This window comes from Pseudoalteromonas sp. SG41-2 (assembly GCF_014164535.1).
GTDB lineage: Bacteria > Pseudomonadota > Gammaproteobacteria > Enterobacterales > Alteromonadaceae > Pseudoalteromonas > Pseudoalteromonas rhizosphaerae.
The window spans coordinates 62,959-85,310 of record NZ_JACJFK010000021.1; the positions used below are offsets into that span (position 1 = coordinate 62,959).

Here is a 22,352-nt window from a genome sequence, read left to right on the forward strand (position 1 = left end):
ATGGTAGCTACTCGGCAATCACACCAACACGACAAACCGGGTGATTTTAGCACACGACTTGGTTTACTTAACTTAACGCAAGAAAAGCGCGAACTATTAAGTAAAGCGAATACCCTTTGCGCTGAACTGCATAATCATCAGCAACAAAATATTGCCATGGAAATGGTCGAAATTTTGGTTGAAATGAATCTCGATGCAGACACCCTCGCTACCGCATATATTACGCCGAGTTTTTTGGCTAATCTAATCGACATCGATACAGTAAGCGATGTGATGGGGAGCCATGTGGCAACTCTGCTAACGGGTGTTGCACAAATGGCTACTATTAGCACTTTGGCTCATCAAGGTACTGGCACCGTTCAAGTTGATAATATACGCCGTATGTTATTGGCGATGGTTGAAGATGTGCGCGCTGTGGTTATTAAACTTGCTGAGCAGGTATGTCATTTACGAGAGGTTAAAAACGCCAACGAAGAAGAGCGGGTGATTGCTGCAAAAGAAACCGCTGATATCTTTGCGCCACTTGCTAACCGGTTAGGGATTGGGCAATTAAAGTGGGAGCTGGAAGATCTATCGTTTCGCTATTTGCACCCTGATGTGTATAAAAATATTGCCAAGCAATTGGATGATAAGCGCCTAGGTCGCGAAGCTTATATGGTAGATATGGTTGAGCAAGTTAAAACTAAACTGGCTCAAGCAGGTATTAAAGGCGAGGTATATGGTCGGCCAAAACATATCTACAGTATTTACAAAAAAATGGCGCAAAAGAATTACGAGTTTGACCAGTTATTTGATATTCGCGCCATGCGTATTGTGGTGGATGAATTGCAAGATTGTTACGGTGCGCTGGGGATCGTACACACCAATTGGCGTCATCTAAATAAAGAATTTGATGATTATATTGCCACCCCTAAACAAAATGGTTATCAATCCATTCATACCGTAGTATTTGGCCCAGAAGGCAAAACGGTTGAAATCCAAATTCGTACCCACGCGATGCACCAAGATGCTGAACTCGGAGTCGCTGCGCACTGGATGTATAAAGAAGGGGCGTTACCTGGGCGTGGCTCTGGGTATGAGCAAAAAATTAGCTGGTTGCGTAAATTATTGCAATGGCAAGAAGAGGTGGTTGATGGCAGCGATTTAGCCGAAGAGCTAAAAAATCAAGTGGTCGAAGATCGGGTGTATATTTTTACTCCCCGTGGCGATATTTTTGATTTACCGCTGGGCGCAACACCACTGGATTTTGCTTATTATATTCACTCAAATGTCGGTCATCGTTGTATTGGTGCAAAAGTATTTGGCAAAATCGTGCCTTTTACCCATCAATTACACACCGGCGATCAGGTTGAAATTTTAACCCAAAAACAACCTAATCCTAGCCGCGATTGGTTAAATCCATCACTGGGATATATTAAATCATCCCGCGCGAGAGCGAAAATACACCACTGGTTTAAACAACTCGATCGCGATAAAAATCTCAGTGCTGGTAAAGAAATTCTAGATAACGAATTGCAAAAGCTCGATTTGACCTACAAAAACTTAGAGCCGGCTATTACTCGCTATAACTTTAAAGAGTTAGATGACTTAATGGTTGCGATTGGCGCCGGCGATGTGCGTTTAAATCAGTTGCTGAATTTTATCACGGATCGCTCTGATGACGAGCCCGTCATCCGCTTTAAGAACCCGACTAAAATCAGCGGTGATAAAAATGGTATCGTGGTTGATGGGGTTGGTAGTTTAATGAGCCATGTGGCTAAATGTTGCCGCCCAGTTCCTGGTGAGTCAATAATCGGTTATATCACGCAAGGGCGTGGCATAGGTGTGCATAGGACTGACTGTGATTCTTTTCATAATCTAAGAACACAACACCCTGAGCGTGTTATTGCGGTTAGTTGGTCAGACGAAATTAACGGCTCTTATGCTCTGTGTATTAAAATTGAAGCAAGTGACAGAGCTGGGCTTATACGTGATATTAGTTCGGTACTGGCCAATGAAAAAGTTAATGTGCTGAATATGAATATGGAAACCGTAGACGACCGCCAATTAGCGTTGTTTACCATGCAAGTGGAAGTACATGATTTATCAAGTACCAATCGATTACTATCAAAATTAGATCAAATCGAAGGCGTGCATGAAGCAAAACGTAGTCACTAGGAATGTAAATGAACCAGACAACTAATACCTCGACGAATACCTTAACTGAGTTATTAGCCATTATGGCTAAATTACGTGATCCAGCAACAGGCTGCCCGTGGGATTTAAAGCAAGACTTTACATCCATCGTACCGCATACCTTAGAAGAAGCATACGAGGTAGCCGATTGCATTGAAAAAGGTGATTTCGGTGAGCTCAAAAATGAACTGGGTGATTTACTCTTTCAAGTGATTTTTTATGCGCAATTGGCACAAGAGCAAGGGTTATTTGATTTTAATGATGTAATGGCTGGGCTAAATAATAAGTTAGTGCGTCGCCATCCACATGTATTTGCCGATCAGCAAGGGCTGACTGAACAACAACTCAGTGAGCAGTGGCAAACCATAAAAGCACAGGAGCGGGCAGCAAAAGCTGAACCGCAGAGCAACACATTATGGCAAGATATACCTGCAAATCTGCCTAGTTTGAGTAAAGCCAAAAAAATTCAGCAGCGGGTTGCAGGATTAGGCTTTGATTGGCCTAGTTATCATGGTGCATTAGATAAAGTGGCTGAAGAAGTTGATGAAGTAAAAGAAGCGTTAGCCGTTGATCCATTTTCAGCACACAGCGCAGAAGAAATCGGCGATTTATTGTTTGCTACAGTTAATGTAGCACGGCATATTAAACGTGACCCAGAGCAATTATTACGTAGCGCCAACGATAAGTTTTCAGCGCGATTTGAAAAAGTACAAGCCTATTTATGTGAGCGTGGGCAATCGCTTGATACAGCAACCCTTGCTGAAATGGATGCCGCATGGGATGCGATAAAAAAGCAGCAGTAAATAATGCGAAACGCTGAGTGCGTTTTTTGTGCAGAGAATTACTAACTTTCGCTGGATTGATGGCAGTGCCTTTGCTATAATTTCGCCCCGTCTTGATTCTATATTTTTCCTTTTAATTCCTGATATTCTAGGGTTCGCATGAGTACAAAATTTATCTTCGTTACCGGCGGGGTTGTTTCCTCGTTGGGTAAAGGTATTGCAGCAGCATCGTTGGCAGCTATTTTAGAGGCCCGTGGTTTAAATGTTACCATTTTAAAGCTGGATCCTTATATCAACGTTGACCCAGGCACAATGAGCCCAATTCAACATGGTGAAGTATTTGTCACCGAAGACGGCGCTGAAACCGATCTTGATTTAGGTCACTATGAACGTTTCATCCGTACCAAAATGACAAGCCGTAACAACTTCACACAAGGTCGTGTATATGAAGATGTGCTGCGTCGTGAGCGTCGTGGTGAGTACCTTGGTGCAACAATTCAGGTTATTCCACATATTACCAACGATATTAAGCAACGTGTTTATGACGGTGCTGAAGGCCATGATGTGGCACTCGTTGAAATTGGTGGAACGGTTGGTGATATTGAGTCACAACCATTCTTAGAAGCAATTCGTCAGCTTGGCACAGAGATTGGCCGTGAGCGCGCATTGTTTATTCACTTAACGTTAGTGCCATTCTTAGGCCCTGCGGGTGAAGTGAAAACCAAACCAACACAGCATTCTGTTAAAGAGTTACGCTCGATTGGTATTCAACCAGATATTCTTATCTGCCGTTCAGATCGTAAATTACCAAATAACGAACGTGCAAAGATTGCTCTTTTTACTAACGTTGAAGAAAAAGCGGTTATTTCATTACCTGATGTAGACAGCATTTATAAAATTCCTGCGCTATTAAAATCGCAAGAGCTTGATAACTTTGTATGTCGTCGCTTCCATCTTGATTGCCCTGAAGCTGATTTAGTTGAGTGGGAACAAGTGTTATACCAAGAGTCAAACCCAACGGGTGAAGTGACTATCGGTATGGTTGGTAAATACATTGAACTACCTGATGCCTATAAATCTGTAAACGAAGCACTTAAACATGCAGGTCTTAAAAATCGTTTAACAGTAAACATTCAATATGTTGATTCACAAGATGTTGAAAGTAAAGGTACTGAGTTATTAGCTAACCTTGATGCTATTTTAGTTCCTGGTGGTTTTGGTGGTCGCGGTGTTGAAGGTAAAATTTTAGCGGCAAAATATGCCCGTGAAAATAAAGTACCTTACCTTGGTATCTGTTTAGGTATGCAAGTTGCGCTAATTGAGTATGCACGTAATGTTGCAGGCTTATTAGATGCAAACTCAACCGAGTTTAATGCTAACTCGTCAAGCCCTGTGGTTGGTTTGATCACAGAATGGTTAGATGCTGAAGGCAACATTGAAACACGTAGCGAAAAATCTGATTTAGGTGGCACTATGCGTTTAGGCGCACAAAAATGTCATTTAACACCAGGCTCAAAAGTACGTGAAGTATATGGTAGTGATGAGATTGTTGAACGTCATCGTCATCGTTACGAAGTAAACAATAATTTTGTTGAACAGCTTGAAAAAGCTGGCTTGAGTTTCACTGGTTTATCGGAAGATAAGAAGCTAGTTGAAATCATCGAGAATAAAGATCACCCGTGGTTTATTGCGGCTCAATTCCACCCGGAATTCACCTCAACACCGCGTGATGGTCATCCGCTATTTGAAGGGTTTGTTGCCGCTGCGCATATTCATCAAAAAGCGTCATCGTAATATGAATAAGCCGTGCACTATGCACGGCTTATTTGTTTTCAAAGTCGACGGCATTAAGGAAAATTAATAAAGTCGGAGTAGACTCACCATTTTGGGAAAAGAGGAATCAAGATGTCAAATATCGTAAAAGTGATCGGTCGCGAAATTATGGATTCGCGTGGTAACCCAACTGTAGAAGCTGATGTTCATTTAGCTGACGGTTCATGGGGCCGCGCTGCTGCACCATCAGGTGCATCAACAGGTACTCGCGAAGCACTAGAATTACGTGATGGTGATAAAGCACGTTACTTAGGTAAAGGTGTATTAAAAGCGGTTGGTTTTATTAATAATGAAATCGCGACAGCCTTAGCTGGCCAAAATGCACTAGAGCAAAGCACTGTTGACCAAGTAATGCTAGATTTAGATGGTACCGAAAATAAAGAAAAATTAGGTGCAAATGCAATCTTAGCAGTGTCATTAGCAACTGCAAAAGCTGCTGCACAATCTAAAAAAGTAGAGCTTTATGAGCACATTGCTGACTTAAACGGTACACCAGGTGTTTATTCTATGCCGTTACCAATGATGAACATCATCAATGGTGGTGAGCATGCTGATAACTCAGTTGATATTCAAGAATTCATGATCCAGCCAGTTGGCGCTGCCAACTTCCGTGAAGCGCTTCGCATGGGTGCAGAAATATTCCACAGCCTTGCCAAAGTACTTAAAGCTGATGGTCATTCAACCGCAGTGGGTGATGAAGGTGGTTTTGCACCAAACCTTGCCTCTAACGAAGCGGCACTTGCAGCAATTAAAGTTGCTGTTGCTAATGCAGGCTACGAGTTAGGCAAAGACATTACTCTAGCACTTGATTGTGCTGCGTCTGAGTTTTATGACAAAGAAGCAAATATCTACGACCTTAAAGGCGAAGGTAAAAAATTCACCTCAGAAGAGTTTAACTACTTCTTAAAAGATCTAACTGAACAGTACCCAATCGTGTCTATCGAAGATGGCCTTGATGAGTCTGATTGGGACGGCTTTGCACACCAAACAAAACTACTTGGCGATAAGATCCAATTAGTTGGTGACGATTTATTCGTGACAAACACTAAGATCTTAAAGCGTGGTATCGACAACGGTATTGCTAACTCAATCTTAATCAAGTTTAACCAAATTGGTTCACTAACTGAAACGTTAGCTGCAATCAAAATGGCTAAAGACGCTGGTTTCACTGCTGTTATTTCTCATCGCTCAGGCGAAACTGAAGATTCAACAATTGCTGATTTAGCAGTGGGTACTGCAGCTGGTCAAATCAAAACAGGTTCATTGAGCCGTTCTGATCGTGTAGCGAAGTACAACCAATTGCTACGTATTGAAGAGCAATTAGGCGCTAAAGCACCTTTTAATGGTCTTAAAGAAGTTAAAGGTCAGTAATTCTTTTATAAGAAGCTGATTTAAACTTTTGAAAAATCCTCGCAAATGCGGGGATTTTTATTTAAGTGCCTTGTAGGCGCGAGTTTATCTCGCGCATTTTTAGGCGTTAAAGCTGAAATTGCTGCTTCAAAATCTGCCCTGTAAAGCTGGTTTTTAAATAAAAACCTCGGGGTAGGGTTTTAATAATTTGCCCGTTTGGACCGATGGCATCGGTGACTATTCTGCTATTAGCTGCTTTTGGGCGAATTTGCATCGCATCCCCTAAATGCCCTGAGATCTCATCAACACGTCCCAGTGCTATCAGCTCCATTTGTTCTTCCCAGTCTCGCTGTAACTGCGCATCTTGCTCTGCTGAGGGTTGCCATAAAAAGCCACTACCAATGGTTCTATCAAATGGCACAATGTCGCGCTCGCCTAGTATGGGTAGCCACAAGACATGATTGAGTTTTTTACGCACATTACTTTGCTGCCATGTCATACCTGTGACATTCAATAACGGTGTCACAGACACAAAAGTGGTCTCTAATGGTTTGCCTTTATATGAGATTGGTAGCGTTTTAAGTTCAATCCCGAGCTCTTCAAAATCAGGGGTAGGTTTGGAACCTGCTGTAGCACCTAATGCATATTCAATCAATTGCCCCGTCCAGCCTTTCTCCTTTAATAAATGCTCAGGTGTTTTAAACTGATAATGACTTGCTAATTGGCCTAATGTCAGTCCTGCAATGTTGCTAACACGTTGCATTAATTCATTGATTGAATGTGGTTTTATCGGTTTCATAGCGAGTTATTTGGTTGTATAAATTCACTACTCATGATAGCAAAAGAGTTTAACCGTGGATATCTTTGCGTTTGGGTGTTTTTTGTCCAGTGATAGTTCGCTGTGTTTTTAGACAAGGTGAAACTTGCTGACTTTAAGCTTAATGTATTGAATTTAATGGTTTTTAACTGTTGAATTTGTAAAGCCTTTAAGCTGTGTTGAAAACTTGTTGGGATAAATACATAACTATGAACAATGTTATCCACAGAAACTGTGGAAAAGGCAAGTTATTGGATCTGTTATTGTGGATTTGTTTGCAAAATGAGCTGTATAAACTAAAGTTATGCACAAGCTGTGAGTAAGATGCGTAAAACTCTGAATATTGTTTGCCGTATTGCAGGTAATGTGGAACAATCATTAAAAATCGACTTACAAATGAGGCACTAAGGTGATTGATGCCGAAGGTTTTCGTGCCAATGTCGGAATTGTAATTTGCAATAATCAGGGACAGGTCTTTTGGGCCAGACGTTATGGTCAGCATTCTTGGCAGTTTCCTCAAGGTGGTGTTGATAGTGGCGAAACAGCAGAGCAGACCATGTTTCGTGAATTACACGAAGAAGTCGGCTTGCGCCCTGAAGATGTAGAAATTGTCGCAAGTTCAAAACATTGGTTACGTTATAAATTGCCCAAGCGTTTGATCCGCCGAGACTCCAGTCCGGTGTGTATTGGGCAAAAGCAAAAATGGTTTTTATTGAAACTGCGTTGTAAAGACGAAGACGTCAACTTACTAAAAACACATCATCCGGAATTTGATGATTGGCGGTGGGTAAGTTATTGGTATCCGGTAAGGCAAGTTGTATCGTTTAAACGCGATGTTTATCGCCGTGTTATGAAAGAATTCGCACCCTTTGCGATGCCTTTTAATAAACGTGAACAGTCCAAAGATACGTGGCGCCATAAAGGTAAATAATATAAAGGAGCAGTATTATGCTGGCTACACTCAGAGCTATTGCAGAGTCCGTTTCGCAACAAGCGAGTTTGGATAGTGCGCTAGCATGTTTTGTTGAAATGGTGAAAGATGCCATGAAAACTGAGTGCTGCTCCATTTATTTTGCTGATTACAGTCAAGATAATTTTGTATTAATGGCAACCAGAGGGCTTAATCCCGCAGCCGTGGGTAAGTTTAGAATCGGTTTTACCGAAGGTTTAGTTGGCTTAGTAGCACAACGAGAAGAACCTATTAATATTGCCTTTGCCAAGTCTCACCCGCGTTTTAAACTCTCTCCTGAAGTGAATGAAGAAGGCTTCAACGCATTTTTGTCTGTGCCTGTAGTTCATCAAAAAAAAGTGCTGGGCGTTATTGTTGTACAACAGAAAATTGCCCGTGTATTTAGTCAAGATGAAGAGTCCTTTTTAATTACGTTATCTGCGCAACTAGCGTCGCAATTAGCCCATGCAGAAATCAAAGAAGTACTACGCCAAGATGAGTTTTCTCATCAGACCTCGGTGCTAAAAGGGGTTTCTAGCGCGCCAGGAATTGCGATAGGGCAGGCGTTTGTTATTCTGCCGAAACTTGACTTTAAATCGATAGAATTAAAAAAAGACGATAACTGTACTGAGCAACGCCGCTTATTTACTCAAGCTGTTGCTGCAACCCGCAAAGAATTTAACACCTTGTCGATGACTCTTAGCGATTCTATCCCTAAAGAAGCGTTGGCAGTGTTTGAGGTGTATCAGCAACTACTGGATGCAAAAAGTTTAGGGCAGAATGTTGAAGCACAACTGCAAGAAGGCTGGTGTGCAAAAAGTGCATTGAAAATTGTGATCGAACGATTGATCTCGCAATTCAATGCAATGCAGGATCCCTATATCAAAGAGCGTGCGGTTGATGTTAAAGATATCGGCCTGCGCGTACTGCATCATCTCGTCAATACTGAACACGCCGTAAAAAGTTATCCTAAAGATACAGTACTGATCGCTAATACTTTAACCCCAGCCATGCTTGCAGAAGTGCCTAAAGGCCATTTAGTTGGCGTAGTAAGTGTTAACGGTGCGGCAAATAGTCATGCGTCAATTTTAACCCGTGCTATGGGGATCCCTGCAATTTGGGGTATTGAAGATTTACCGCTATTGCAGTTTGATGGTAAACCAATGATTTTAGATGCATACGCAGGGCGATTATATATTTCGCCTTCGCAAATGCTACAAGATGAATATTTACAATTACAGCACCAAGAAAGTCTATTAAACGACAAGTTTGTGGCTGAGCAAGAATGCGATGCAGTGACATTAGATGGCGAGCATATTAGTTTGTTGCTCAATGCTGGTTTGGAACTCAATACTGAAAAAGCTAACACCAAAGTCTGTGATGGCGTTGGCTTATACCGAACTGAAGCCTGGTTTATGCAAAAAGGCCAGTTTCCATCACAAATAGAACAAGAGAATTGGTATCGCGAAGTATTAGCCAGTTATCATCCAGAACCTGTAGTGATGCGTACGCTTGATATTGGTGGTGATAAAGCACTTGATTACTTTGATATTACAGAAGAAAACCCATTTTTAGGCTGGCGGGGTATTCGTGTCACATTGGACCACCCAGAGATCTTTTTAGACCAGCTCAAAGCCATGGTTAAAGCAAACATTGGTTTAGGTAATTTAAAAATTATGCTGCCAATGATAAGCGGTACCGAAGAGGTTGATGAATCTTTAGCATTGTTAGAGCAAGCCTATTTTGAACTGGAAGAAAAATACCCAGAGCAAGCCATTGAACGCCCAGAGATTGGCGTAATGTTAGAAGTCCCTTCAAGTGTATTTATGCTCCCTGAATGGTCTAAGAAAGTAGATTTTTGTTCTGTAGGTAGTAACGATTTGACGCAATACTTACTTGCCGTCGATCGTTCGAATGCGCGTGTTGCTGATTTATTTAATCCCTATCATCCAGCGGTATTAAGAGTACTGCAAAAAGTTGCGAAAGAGTGTCAGCAATATGAGATGTCCTTTAGTTTATGTGGTGAATTAGGTGGCGATCCTGAAGGTGCAATACTGCTGATTGCGATGGGGTATCGTCGCTTGAGTATGAACTACTCATCATTAAGTAAAGTTAAATGGGTATTAAGACGTTTAAAAGCCAGCGATATGGAAACATTACTGGCGGAGTGTTTAGCACAATCTACTGCAAAACAAGTACTTAGGTTAACGCGTAATTTTATGATTGAGCATCAACTTGGTGAATTATTTTATACCCCAAATCAGGCTTCTTAGTTATACCAATCGACTTAAATATTTAACCATTCTAGCGTGCCAAATAAAGCGCTAACTGCGTTATAAATTTCTCAAGTAGAACAACTACATGTCGAAATTTATGCCTTGTTATCACTCTATTTATCTGTCGCTATAAATGGCTAATAACTTAACACGATTGGTATTACCAAAACGAGTGCTGTAAAGATTCGATATAATCGATTAGTATATGCATATAATAAATCCAATTTTATAAGAGTGTACGATGCATGATTTAGTTATCCTGATTATCAGCTGCGCGCTATTAGGTTGTGTGGTTGGTTTTTTAGCTGGGTTATTAGGCATTGGCGGTGGATTAATTATTGTGCCAGTACTGAGTTCATTATTAGTGCATTTTAATGTTGTTGCGGTTGATCATGTACTGGTTATTGCGATTGCTACCTCGCTTGCCTCTATTTTATTCACTTCAACGTCATCTGCATTAGCACACCATAAAAATCAAAATGTGCCATGGGAAATTGCGCCTTGGGTTATGTCTGGCGTTGGACTTGGTGCTCTGATCAGTGGTTTTGCCGCGAGTTTAATTCCAGAACAGTTATTACGCATCGTTTTTGCTGTTAGTGTGGTGTTTATTGCTGCTCGTATGGTGTTGTCTGCTCGTAATAAGCCTGTCGCGGTCAAACCTATGCCAAGTGGCCCAGTTATTGGCGCTATTAGCGCAGTGATGGGCGGATTATCAGGTTTGATTGGTATTGGTGGCGGCGCATTGATTGTGCCGCTACTGCACTATTTTTCAGTTGATATTAAAAAAGCCATAGGCTGCGCGGCAGCATGTGGCATTGTGATTGCGCTATTTGGCTCTGTGGGATATATCAGCGCCGGTTGGCAAGTAACCGATTTACAACATGGCTTTGCAGGTTTTGTGTATTTACCGGCATTATTAGGTATAGTAATAACCTCGTGGTTTATGGCACCAATAGGAGCCAAAGCAACGCATTATTTACCCGTTTCAACGATAAAAAAAGTGTTCGCGGTGTTACTGATTATCATCGCGCTTCAAATGGTTTTTAGTTAAGGTTTAATTTTATGGCTCTTGAATTTCCAGAGATCGATCCGATCATTTTCACTGTCGGTCCTCTTAGCGTACGTTGGTACGGTTTAATGTATTTAATTGGTTTTGCTTTTGCGATGTGGTGGGCAAATAGGCAAGCAACTAAACCAGGCTCGGGTTGGACGAAAGAAGAGGTCAGTGATTTACTGTTCTACGGTATGTTAGGGGTTATTCTGGGTGGTCGGATTGGCTATGTACTGTTTTATCAATTTAGTTACTTTTTAGAAAATCCACTGTATTTATTTAGAATCGATCAAGGTGGTATGTCTTTCCACGGTGGCACTTTAGGGGTGATAACCGCTATTTGTGTGTTTGCCTGGACACGTAAAAAACAGTTACTTGCAGTGGGTGATTTTGTTGCACCGCTAGTGCCGGTTGGTCTTTTAGCTGGACGTATTGGTAACTTTATTAACGGCGAATTATGGGGCAGAACTACCGATGTGCCTTGGGCTATGGTATTCCCAAATGGTGGGCCATTGGCGCGTCATCCTTCACAGTTGTATGAAGCCTTTTTAGAAGGTTTCGTGCTGTTTATTATTTTGTATGTGTTTACTAAAAAGCCACGTCCAGCGGGTAGTGTCGGCGGATTATTTTTACTATGCTATGGGGTATTTAGATTCTGCGTTGAATATGTGCGCGAACCAGATGCACAACTAGGATTGTTTGCTGATTTTATATCAATGGGTCAAATATTGTCATTGCCAATGGTCATTGCTGGTCTTGGTTTGATAATATGGGCATACAAAAAGCCACAGCCTGCTGTTGCCAGTAAAGCATAAAAAAGAAGCGAATAATGAAACAATATTTAGAGTTATGTCAGCGCATTGTTGATGAAGGTATCTGGGTTGAGAATAAACGTACAGGAACGCGTTGTTTAACAGTCATTAATGCGGAGCTTGAATACGACGTTGCGAACAACAAGTTCCCAATGATCACCACCCGTAAAAGTTATTATAAAGCGGCCATCGCAGAGCTGTTGGGTTATTTACGTGGTTATAGCAGTGCTGCGCAATTTCGCGACATAGGTTGTATGACTTGGGATGCTAACGCTAATGAAAACCAAGCATGGTTAAATAATCCGAACCGTAAAGGTGAAGATGATATGGGCCGTGTATATGGCGTACAAGCTCGTGATTGGCGACGCCCTGATGGCACACCGTTAGATCAGCTAAAAAAGGTCATTGATAATCTTAAAAATGGTGTAGATGACAGAGGCGAGATCATCACTTTTTATAATCCGGGTGAGTTTGAGTTAGGGTGTTTGCGCCCATGTATGCACACGCATACTTTTTCGCTTCTTGGCGATACGCTTTATTTAACCTCGTATCAGCGCAGCTGTGATGTGCCACTTGGTTTGAATTTCAATCAAATTCAATGTTTTGTATTGCTTGCACTGGTCGCGCAGATCACTGGCCACAAAGCAGGTAAGGCATACCATAAAATCGTTAATGCCCATATTTATGAGAACCAACTGGAATTAATGCGTGATGTGCAGTTACAGCGTGAGCCATTTGCATCACCGACGTTGACGATTAATCCAAATATTAAATCACTCGAAGATATCGAAACGTGGGTCACCCGTGATGACTTTGAGGTAAATGGCTATCAATGCCATGAAGCAATTAAATACCCGTTTTCAGTGTAACAATTAATAAGCATCATAGTTTTAAGGAGAGAATAATGAAAGCAGTGATCCCAGTCGCAGGACTTGGCACCCGTATGTTGCCAGCTACTAAAGCTATTCCAAAAGAGATGTTACCTGTTGTAGATAAACCCTTGATTCAATATGTAGTTAATGAAGCGGTTGCTGCGGGTATTAAAGAAATTGTATTAGTGACTCACTCGAGTAAAAACTCGATTGAAAACCATTTTGATACCAGTTTTGAGCTAGAAGCAACGCTAGAGAAGCGGGTAAAGCGTCAGTTACTTGCTGAAGTACAAGCTATTTGCCCTAAAGATGTGACAATTATTCACGTTCGCCAAGGTGAAGCAAAAGGCTTAGGGCACGCAATCAACTGTGCAGCGCCAATTATTGGTAACGAACCGTTTGTGGTTATTTTACCTGATGTGATCATAGATGATGTTGAAAGTAATCTTAAAAAAGATAATTTAGCTGAAATGATTACTCGCTTTAATACAAACGGTGAGAGCCAAATAATGGTTGAGCCTGTGCCTATGCAGGATGTTGATAAGTTTGGTGTGGTCGATTTAGGCGACGTAAAGCTTGAACAAGGGCAAAGCGCAGCGATCCTTAATATGGTTGAAAAACCTCCTGTGCATAGCGCACCATCAAATTTGGCTGTGGTAGGTCGTTATGTGCTAAGTAAAAATATTTGGCCATTACTTGCAAAAACTCCCGCAGGCGCCGGCGACGAAATTCAGTTAACAGATGCAATTGCGATGCTAATGGAAAAAGAATCTGTTGCTGCTTATGCGATAAAAGGGCGTAGTCATGATTGCGGTAGTAAGTTGGGCTATTTAAAAGCCACTATTGAATTTGCACTGCGTCGTGATGAATTTAAAGATGAGCTAAGTGATTTTATTAAAACCTTAGTTTAAGCTCATTTATTGAGCCTAACTTATAAAAGTGCCTTAGTGGCACTTTTTTATTGCTTAAAAATCCTGAAACTGGCACTGACTTTGCTTATAATATGGCATTATTTATTTTGTGATGCTAACAGATGATGTGTTTTAAAAAGCAAGCTTGGTATACCACAGTGTTGGTTACAGCAACTGTCTGGCTTAGTGGGTGCAGTAGTATTAATGCTAACCCGGTGGAACAGCAGCCTGCATTAATTTCTGATCAACAAGTCAAAGAGTATGTTCAGCAATGGCACTCGCAACAAGAGAGTATTACTCGTTTAGCTGCGATGGAGGAAGACTTGCAACTATTAATAATGGCACTTTCCTCTCAAACTGATATTGCAGAAAACCCAGCGGTGCTTCGCGAAGATAATGTTACGGTGGCTCATTATGCTGAAAAAATACAGATCCCTGATACTGCTAACTCCTCAAAAACTATCGAAAACCGCCCTCTGCCACTGTATGGCAACTCACTGCCAGGCGCGCAACTTGGGCTGTATTTAAAACCGCAAAGAGTGAGAACGCAAATAGCAAGGTTGCAGCAACAATATCCGCAGGCATTTAGCCAATTAGATTTTGTAATGACAGAGCGTCACAATAAAGGCGTTACCTTGTATGGGTTACGAGTTGGGCCATTTCAAAATTATACCGAGGCCAATCTATTTTGTTCATTAGCACAAAATTTAGGCCAAAAATGCCTGAGTGCCCCATTTGTTGGTCAGCCTTTGTAATTAAATAAGCTATTTTTCTGATTTTTCAGTAATTAAGCTTAAAGTAATTGTTCTGAGTGTCGATAATATCTAAGATAGGGGCAACATAGGGTAATGTCCCATCACTTATAAGGATTTAATATGAAATTATCTTTAACTCTTCTGGCAGCAGCAGTTACAGCAAGCTCATTCGCGACTTATGCAACAACCGAAAGCTTTGATGCGAAAGTTAAAGTGCAAAATACTGTCGTTTTAACCAAAGGAAATGACTTAGATTTTGGTACAATTCGAGCGGTTGCAGATCCAGACGGTGTTAACCAAGCTACATTGGTTATAAACCCTGAGCCTACAGCAAGTCCTGTATCGTCTAGAACTGATAACGCACCTGCGATTATTTCAATAATAGAGCAAGGTTCGCCTGCATCTTTTACAGTATCGGAAGTAGTGCCAAATGCTCGTTTATCAATTACTAACCCAACAGCAACAACCCTGAGCTCTAATGGCCAAGGTTTGAATGAGCCAAACTTTACGGTTGGTACTTGGACATACTTTATCACTAGCGGTCCAAATGCAAACGCTTATTATTCATCAGTGACGCCTAATTTAACTGCTGACGGTGATGGCAGTGTATCGTTTAATATTGGTGCAACTCTTTCTACAGCATCAACAATTTCTAGCGAAGCGTACCGAGATACTGAGTATACAGGCACTTTTCAATTAGAAGTTGCTTATTAATTTAATCATGCGTTTTTTGTTGTTATTTGCGATGCTTTCAATACTGTATTCACAGTCAACAAGAGCCGCGAGTATAGAGCAACAAGCGCTTGATTTTGGCACCTTAGTTATTCTTAAAAGTGATCAAATAGGTTCTGTAATTATCAAGGATGATGGTTCGATTAGCACCTCTGGCGAAATCTATATCCTTAAAGATGGTCGCCCAGCTGAGCTGATACTCACTGACATCCCCCCTGGCACTCGAGTTTCCATGAATTTAGTGGCTCCTGCAACTATGCAACACAATACTAAAGGAAGTAGTAGTGCCGACTTTAGAGTGACCTTAAATGGCTTTCCTAAAGACGCAACAAGCGATGAGTTTAGCGAAGTGCATGTATTTATTGGTGGTAAATTAGAAATAAATACAAGCGGCAAACAATATGTTGACGGCGACTATTCAACAACCACAAACTTAGAAATTTCAGTGGATTATTAAGGATTTAAATGTTTAATAAATTAACCGTGATACTGCTTTTAAGCTTTTGTTTTTTTAGCCAGGCGGTAATGGCGAATTTACTTATTTCTCCTACTCGTATTAGTTTTGACGAGCGTCAACGTACTGCAAAGGTCACAGTGATCAACACCAGTCACGAGTACAAAACTTACCGAGTGCAGTGGAGCGAAAAGCAATCCACATCAACCGGAGGGTATGTAACCTTACTTGAGCCGACGGCGACAAGTTTAAGCCCGATGACGCGCTTATCACCAAAGCAAATGCGTTTGGCGCCTGGTGAAAAGCAAACCGTTAAAATTGCAATTCGAAAACCAAAACAGTTAGCAGATGGTGAATATCGTTCGCATTTATTATTTCAGGCGTTGCCAAATGAAAACCCAAATAGTACGAGTTCAATAAAAATTAATATGATCATGAGCTACAGTATTCCAGTCATCCTTCGTGAACATGCTGAAGTACCAAAAGTACTCATTGAGCAAGCGCAAGTGATTAAAAACCAGGGCAACCAACGACTACAATTTAAATTAAAACTCAATCGTGAAACTCACTTTAGCAGTTATGGTAAATTAACCGCGTTTTATCAACAAAATGCTAATGCTAAGCTGGAAGCTATCGCTGAAATTGGCAATTTAAGTATTTACTCGGATGTAAAAAATGCCGAGGTAATGTTGAGTTTATTTAGTGATAAAACCCTAGATAAGCCTGGTACTGTTATTTTTAAATATATCGGTGCAGATGAATATCAAGACATAAATTTTGCCGAGTATGCTTTAGCGATTAGTCCAAAAATGCTGCAACTTTAACTCTTCATGACCAAGAATACAGGGCTAAAGTGCATTACACTATGGCTAAGTTTATGCCTTAGTAACAATGCATTCGCGACTAATAACGTAACTGTGAATGATGCATTAAAAACACTTCGCAAGATTGAAGCTAAATTAACCGACTTACCAACAGCTTCTCAGCCTAGCGTTAACAGCCCTGTTGCGTCAAACCAACCGCGGATCGCAAGCGGTGAGTTTTTATTATTTTCGTTGTCTTTAAATGATTACTACTTAGGCGAAGTGTTCGCTTTAAAAAGTGATCAGGGTATTCAACTTGGCCTTAGTAGCCTAGCTGATATATTGCAATTTGGAATAGATGTTGATCTTGTAACTCGTTCTGCTCAAGGCTGGTATCGAGATCAACAGCCTTTCATTTTAGATGCCAGCACCCTGCCTGCAACACTGATAACTGACGCAGGTATGCTTGAACTAACGGCTGCTGATATTAGCATTGATGATGACATGTATATTGAAATGGCGCAGTTAAAAGAGGTTTTTGGGCTGCAATTTACAGTCGATTATGGTGATTTAGAAATAGAGTTAAGTTCGGCCATCTTATTACCAATTGAACAACAGCGAGAACGCCATGGTAGAAGGCTTAACCCCTCGAATCGTAATGCCAAGCCCACCTTGCCTTGGAAAGCCAGCCCGTATCAAGCGCTTTCATCACCTGTTGCTGATTTACAATTAAACTACAGTGCTGATAAAAATCAAAATAGAACAAGTTACTCATTATTAGGTGCACAAGACTTTGCTTATTTATCTGCCGAATACTTTTTATCTGGTCGCGAGGGCGATTTACTCAGCGATTCGCGTTTAACATTTACTAAGCAAGACCCGCAAAGCTCATTACTGGGAGTGTTAGCAGCCAGTGAAGTTGAGTTTGGTGATGTAACGGCCACACAAGTTGGCAGCCGTTACAACAGTCAGTATGGTCGTGGTATTAAGTTTTCAAACCGCGGACTGACTCAACAATTTGATAGTAACCGTATTAATTTAAGTGGTCCGATTCAGTTAGGCTGGGACGTTGAGCTTTATCGTAACGGCGTATTGATTGCGCAGCAATTAAGCTTATCAGATGGTCGTTATATTTTTGATAATGTTGATTTGTTTTATGGTGAGAACAACTTCGAGCTTATTTTTTATGGTCCTCAAGGGCAGGTCGAGCGAAAAAGCGAATATTATTTTATCGATAGTAACCAATTAGCACAAGGTGAAGGATTTTATGAACTATCAGTCTCTGAGCAGGGTAAAAAATTGCTTGGCAATACAGCCTTCAATAATGACAGCACGGGCTGGCAAATAGCAGGGCGCTACGAGCAAGGTATTACAGACGACTTCTCGATATATACCGCTGCATTGGCACAAAAAAGAACACATGACGACCTACAACACATGTCACTGGGGACTAACCTTAGCTTATCTAGCGCTCTGCTATTAAACTTAGATTACCAGAAAAATAATCAACATGAACAAGAGCTTGAACTTACAGCACGCACGCAATTTGCTGATCAATCTTTACTTTTTAGCGCAACGAATCGAACCGATGAATTAAAACAAAAATACGACAGCTATCAGTTTGATATGGCAGGCGAGTTGATGCAAAACAGTTACGGGCGGCTAAACTACCAAAACAATTTATTGTATCAAACATCAGATAACCGAGGCATCTATAAGCAAGCACAGAACCGTTTGAATTATGCGATTGCAGGCCTAGCTTTGAGCAACCAATTACAATGGCAACAAAGTAATAATGTTGAATCAGTGTATGGCTCAACACGTTTGCAAGGGCGTTTGGGTCGTATTTATAGCCGTTTTAGTGTTGATTACACATTATCTCCTATCAATGAAGTCACCAGCTACGAGGCAGAGTTTAACCGTAGTATTACCAGTCAACTGCAAGCAGAAGTCACCTTACGTGATTCTCGTATTAATGATATTCAATCGGCTGATTTAGGCTTAAGTTGGCAAAGCAATAAGTTTAGTCTCACTAGTAATCTAAACTACGACAGTGAAGATAACTGGCAGCTTGGCGTATATAGCCGATTCAGCCTTGGTTATGACACACAAAACAATCACTATTTTGTGTCTAAGCAAAGCTTAACAACGACAGGTACATTAATGTTACGGGTATTTTTAGATCAAAATAACAACGGCATTATGGATCCTGACGAGCAAGGTGTTGCAGGTATAAAAGTAAAAGGGCTGCAAAATTATCGCCAAGCAATAACCGATGAAAATGGCATTGCATTGTTAACCTCAATGCCAGCTAATCGCACCACAGATATTGTGCTCGATAGAGACAGCTTCCCCGATCCGTTTTTTGTGCCTGCCAATGAGGGCTTTTCAATCACGCCAAGAGCAGGATTTATTGAATACATGGATTACCCGCTAAATAACGCCAGCGAAATTGAAGGGGTGGTGTATCAGCAGCAAGGCGATCACACTTATGTGCAGCCTTATGCAAAAATAACCTTGTTAGATCAAAACGATAAAGAAGTTGCCAACACCCAAGCGGCTTATGATGGCTATTATTTGTTTACCGACCTACGGCCAGGGCAGTATCGGGCTGTGGTTGACGATAGCTTTAAAGAACGTAAAGCATTAAAAAACACCCAGCAAGTAACAGTTGATTTATCAGCAAAAGGGGATGTGTTGGTTGGGGTTGATTTTACTTTAAAATCACTCGAAGAAGTGTCGGGGACTATTGTTAATGCGGGGAATTTCTCATCGTTAATGATGTTAAAGGCATACTTACGTTTGATAAGCCCACGCTTAAAATTACAACAGCAAGACGTGTTTTATATTCATGATCAACAGCAAAGTAAGTACATACTCGCCTTAGCATACGCTAAGCAAGTACAGCCTGAATTTACGGATCTTTGTCAGTCATTAATAAAACAAAGATTGAAGTGTGATATCGAACAACGAACAATACTTCATTAAAGGAATAGCAATGAATATCAAACAATCGTTTAGTGTAATGCAATCAGCCGTATTAATAATGAGTTTAATTATATTATCTGGCTGTACCAGCACGACGGATAGCGCGCAAAAAAGTACCAGCAGCACAGCTGAAACTAATCATGAAACCTATGTACAGATCACGCAACAAGAGTTACAACAGTTACAAACTAGCTCTGCACAGTGGCAAGCAATTAAACCCGATCTTGAACGATTATTACTGATTGAAAGTGATTTGAATTTATTGATAGCACAGTTAACCGCGATAGCAAATGATGACGAGAACACAGGTAATAAGAGCCATTCATCTGCTGCCTTGGCATCACAGCAAGTACCGTTAGATAGGCCTGCGCAATCTATAGCAACACAGTCAAACATAACTAACAACGCGCTTTTTGCGCTGCAAATTATTGCGGTCACTCAACAATCGCAATTAGCTCCAAGCTGGCAAACAATTCAACAAAAAGTACCGAGTTTATTGTCAGATAAATTTACCACCAATGTCGAAACTGCTCAGGTAAAAGGCATGACTTATTACCGCTTAAAAATCGGGGCATACCAATATCAAAAAAACGCCCAAGCTGATTGTGATAAATTAAAGCTACAACAGCTCAACTGCATGGTGACTCACTACACCGATAACCCAATAAAATTATAAATAGGCATAATACTTGCTTTGTTATTGCCATGTTTAGTGAGGATGGCAATTATGCGCCTTTTGTTATGTTTATTATTGCTGAGTCTAACTGCGTGTAGTTTAACGCAAGAAAAACCGCCAGCACCAAGTACCAATGCCCCAAAAGCAACAATGGCACCTTATACTGTGCATCAGTATGTGAGCGACTTGAGTAGTCAATTGAGCCATGTGCAAGGGCCGTTTAAAAGCTCTGCACGGATTGCCGTTACTAGCTTTTACTTAGCCAACGCGCTAGATAGTGAGCTGGCACAAGGGCAGGGCGCTGGGCTGAGTCAGCAAATTCAAGAAAGCTTACTTACTCAGTTTACCCAACTTGGCTATAACACTATTGAATATCGCCTTGAAAAACACCTTAATTTAGCCAGCAACGCAGATGGTATATTAAGTCGCGACATTAGCAAATTACGCCAACGTCAGAATATTGACTTTGTTATCACGGGTACCTTAACACGGCAACAACATGCCTATATAGTTAACGCCCGTATGGTAAATACGCAAGATAGCCGCGTTGTATCTGCAGCCAGTACAGAGATCCCCATAAATGTGATGTGGGGCGATGAAAAAATACAACAGCGCGACGGTTATATTTACCGCAGCGAATACTAATTAGGAGCTCTCATGAAACGCTTAATATTAACTTTATGTTTGCCACTGGGTTTTGGTTGCGCGCAAATGATGGAACCGGGCAAAACAGCACAAACTGATAACTCTGCGCAGTTAGAGGGTGATCAAAGAATGGTTGCTGCTCCTGGGCAAAGTAATACATTTTATCAAAACAATATTCCAGTGATGAACGATAGCAGCCAAGTCACAGTCCCAACACGTAAAAATATTAATCATTATGTACGTGGCATAATGCAAGATATGGCTGAAAATTTACAATACGTAAATACCAAAACGCCGCTGGCCGTATCAAGCTTTATCTTTTTAGATGATGATTACAACGACGGCACATTGTTAGGTAATCAAATCGCCGAAAGTTTTATGCACGAGCTACACAGCTTTGGTGTACCGGTGATCGACTTTAAAACTACCGACTACATGCGTGTTACTCCCTCTGGCGACTTTGTATTTAGCCGCGATTATTTAGAGCTAAGCCAAGATCAAAACTTTAACTATGTACTGGCGGGCACTATGGTAAATCACCAAGGTGGTGTATTAGTCAATGCCCGAATTATTGGTTTAGCTAGTAAGGCTGTGGTTGGCTCTGCACAAGGGTTTATTCCGCAATCCGTTGTTGATGCACTCGACAGCAGCTATCGCACTGATGGCGTAATGCTAAAACAAGCGAGTAAGTGAGGCCGATGATGAGTAAGCTAATCCACAGCGCTAAGTTATTAACTGTAGGGGGGATGATCAGCATTCTCAGCGCATGCAGTATGACCAATAATACGGCTGAGCCTGTACAAAGTACGACTAGCCGATATGACCTTACTCAAATACTACAACAAGCACAATTAAACGACGCCGAGCCATTAGATAGTGGTGCGCAGTTTATTCCTAACAAGCATCATAAAACACTGGTTAATTATGTAGAGCAAATGGCGTTAGACTTAGTCGACACAATGCAAACAGAGCTTGATACCTCGATTGCCGTTACTTCATTTGTAGATTTAGATGCCAGCCTTAATAACAGTAGCCAATTAGGCAACCAGTTATCAGAGAGTTTTATTCATCAACTGCAAAAATTTGGTTATGGTATTGTTGACTTTAAAACCACCGATCAAATAACTATGAACCCACGTGGTGACTTTGTATTTTCACGCGATATAGAGCAGTTAGCGGATCAACGCATCGCCAGCCATGTGTTATCAGGCACCTTGATCTACCGCAGCAACGGTGTTGAAGTAAATGCCCGTATTATTGATATCACCAGCAAACGCGTAGTTGCCAGTAGCAACAAAATACTGCCTTATTACGTACTCAACAACGCCGATATTCACCTACAACGCGCGAGTATTAACTAGTATCGTTATAAAATCCATTTAACTGCTTGATTGTAAATAGGATAAACCGTTATAATTTTGCTATCAGCTATCAGCTATCAGCTATCAGCTATCAGCTATCAGCTATCAGC

The 22,352-nt window shown here is 41.1% G+C and carries 20 protein-coding genes; 19 read left to right on the forward strand and 1 reads right to left on the reverse strand.

Annotated features, from left to right (window positions below):
- The 4 genes from relA to eno all read left to right on the forward strand — a co-directional run bounded on the left by relA (nt 1) and on the right by eno (nt 6,161).
- Entirely contained in the window at nt 1-2,157 is a 2,157-nt protein-coding gene (relA, locus tag H5186_RS16275) for a GTP diphosphokinase (RefSeq protein WP_182794685.1), read from the forward strand.
- Nucleotides 2,158-2,165: 8 nt separating this feature from the next.
- Nucleotides 2,166-2,978, forward strand: a complete 813-nt coding sequence (gene mazG, locus H5186_RS16280) for a nucleoside triphosphate pyrophosphohydrolase (protein WP_145240915.1) — start codon at nt 2,166-2,168, stop codon at nt 2,976-2,978.
- A 138-nt stretch (nt 2,979-3,116) separates the two neighbouring features.
- Nucleotides 3,117-4,751, forward strand: coding sequence for a CTP synthase (locus H5186_RS16285; RefSeq protein WP_145240916.1), 1,635 nt, complete (start codon nt 3,117-3,119; stop codon nt 4,749-4,751).
- Nucleotides 4,752-4,862: 111 nt separating this feature from the next.
- A complete protein-coding gene (gene eno / locus H5186_RS16290) occupies nt 4,863-6,161 on the forward strand; it encodes a phosphopyruvate hydratase (protein ID WP_145240917.1) in 1,299 nt (432 codons plus the stop codon).
- A 106-nt stretch (nt 6,162-6,267) separates the two neighbouring features.
- Here eno and mutH read toward each other — a convergent pair whose 3' ends face one another.
- A complete protein-coding gene (mutH, locus tag H5186_RS16295; protein ID WP_149981676.1) occupies nt 6,268-6,939 on the reverse strand; it encodes a DNA mismatch repair endonuclease MutH in 672 nt (223 codons plus the stop codon).
- A gap of 427 nt (nt 6,940-7,366) precedes the next feature.
- Here mutH and rppH point away from each other — a divergent pair, with 427 nt between their 5' ends.
- The 15 genes from rppH to H5186_RS16370 all read left to right on the forward strand — a co-directional run bounded on the left by rppH (nt 7,367) and on the right by H5186_RS16370 (nt 22,242).
- Nucleotides 7,367-7,888, forward strand: coding sequence for an RNA pyrophosphohydrolase (gene rppH / locus H5186_RS16300; RefSeq protein ID WP_145240920.1), 522 nt, complete (start codon nt 7,367-7,369; stop codon nt 7,886-7,888).
- A 17-nt stretch (nt 7,889-7,905) separates the two neighbouring features.
- A complete protein-coding gene (ptsP, locus tag H5186_RS16305) occupies nt 7,906-10,179 on the forward strand; it encodes a phosphoenolpyruvate--protein phosphotransferase (protein ID WP_182718031.1) in 2,274 nt (757 codons plus the stop codon).
- A 244-nt stretch (nt 10,180-10,423) separates the two neighbouring features.
- A complete protein-coding gene (locus H5186_RS16310) occupies nt 10,424-11,233 on the forward strand; it encodes a sulfite exporter TauE/SafE family protein (protein ID WP_182794686.1) in 810 nt (269 codons plus the stop codon).
- An 11-nt stretch (nt 11,234-11,244) separates the two neighbouring features.
- On the forward strand, nt 11,245-12,048 hold the full coding sequence (lgt, locus tag H5186_RS16315) for a prolipoprotein diacylglyceryl transferase (RefSeq protein WP_149981669.1): 804 nt from the start codon (nt 11,245-11,247) through the stop codon (nt 12,046-12,048).
- A gap of 14 nt (nt 12,049-12,062) precedes the next feature.
- A complete protein-coding gene (locus tag H5186_RS16320; RefSeq protein ID WP_182718032.1) occupies nt 12,063-12,914 on the forward strand; it encodes a thymidylate synthase in 852 nt (283 codons plus the stop codon).
- A 35-nt stretch (nt 12,915-12,949) separates the two neighbouring features.
- Complete coding sequence (galU, locus tag H5186_RS16325) at nt 12,950-13,828, forward strand: UTP--glucose-1-phosphate uridylyltransferase GalU (RefSeq protein WP_182739893.1); 879 nt, start codon at nt 12,950-12,952, stop codon at nt 13,826-13,828.
- A gap of 122 nt (nt 13,829-13,950) precedes the next feature.
- Nucleotides 13,951-14,583 (forward strand): SPOR domain-containing protein, encoded by a 633-nt coding sequence (locus tag H5186_RS16330; RefSeq protein ID WP_259398479.1) that lies wholly within the window; start codon nt 13,951-13,953, stop codon nt 14,581-14,583.
- A gap of 120 nt (nt 14,584-14,703) precedes the next feature.
- Nucleotides 14,704-15,297, forward strand: a complete 594-nt coding sequence (locus H5186_RS16335; protein WP_182739892.1) for a DUF4402 domain-containing protein — start codon at nt 14,704-14,706, stop codon at nt 15,295-15,297.
- A gap of 7 nt (nt 15,298-15,304) precedes the next feature.
- Entirely contained in the window at nt 15,305-15,772 is a 468-nt protein-coding gene (locus tag H5186_RS16340; protein ID WP_182794687.1) for a DUF4402 domain-containing protein, read from the forward strand.
- An 8-nt stretch (nt 15,773-15,780) separates the two neighbouring features.
- Nucleotides 15,781-16,593, forward strand: coding sequence for a molecular chaperone (locus H5186_RS16345; RefSeq protein WP_182794688.1), 813 nt, complete (start codon nt 15,781-15,783; stop codon nt 16,591-16,593).
- Nucleotides 16,594-16,599: 6 nt separating this feature from the next.
- Entirely contained in the window at nt 16,600-19,560 is a 2,961-nt protein-coding gene (locus tag H5186_RS16350) for a hypothetical protein (protein WP_220493257.1), read from the forward strand.
- A gap of 10 nt (nt 19,561-19,570) precedes the next feature.
- A complete protein-coding gene (locus H5186_RS16355; RefSeq protein ID WP_182739889.1) occupies nt 19,571-20,236 on the forward strand; it encodes an SPOR domain-containing protein in 666 nt (221 codons plus the stop codon).
- A gap of 51 nt (nt 20,237-20,287) precedes the next feature.
- Nucleotides 20,288-20,881 (forward strand): FlgO family outer membrane protein, encoded by a 594-nt coding sequence (locus H5186_RS16360; protein WP_145240937.1) that lies wholly within the window; start codon nt 20,288-20,290, stop codon nt 20,879-20,881.
- A 12-nt stretch (nt 20,882-20,893) separates the two neighbouring features.
- Complete coding sequence (locus H5186_RS16365; protein WP_182761007.1) at nt 20,894-21,574, forward strand: FlgO family outer membrane protein; 681 nt, start codon at nt 20,894-20,896, stop codon at nt 21,572-21,574.
- Between the two features lie 5 nt (nt 21,575-21,579).
- Complete coding sequence (locus H5186_RS16370) at nt 21,580-22,242, forward strand: FlgO family outer membrane protein (protein ID WP_182794689.1); 663 nt, start codon at nt 21,580-21,582, stop codon at nt 22,240-22,242.
- Nucleotides 22,243-22,352 lie beyond the last annotated feature (110 nt).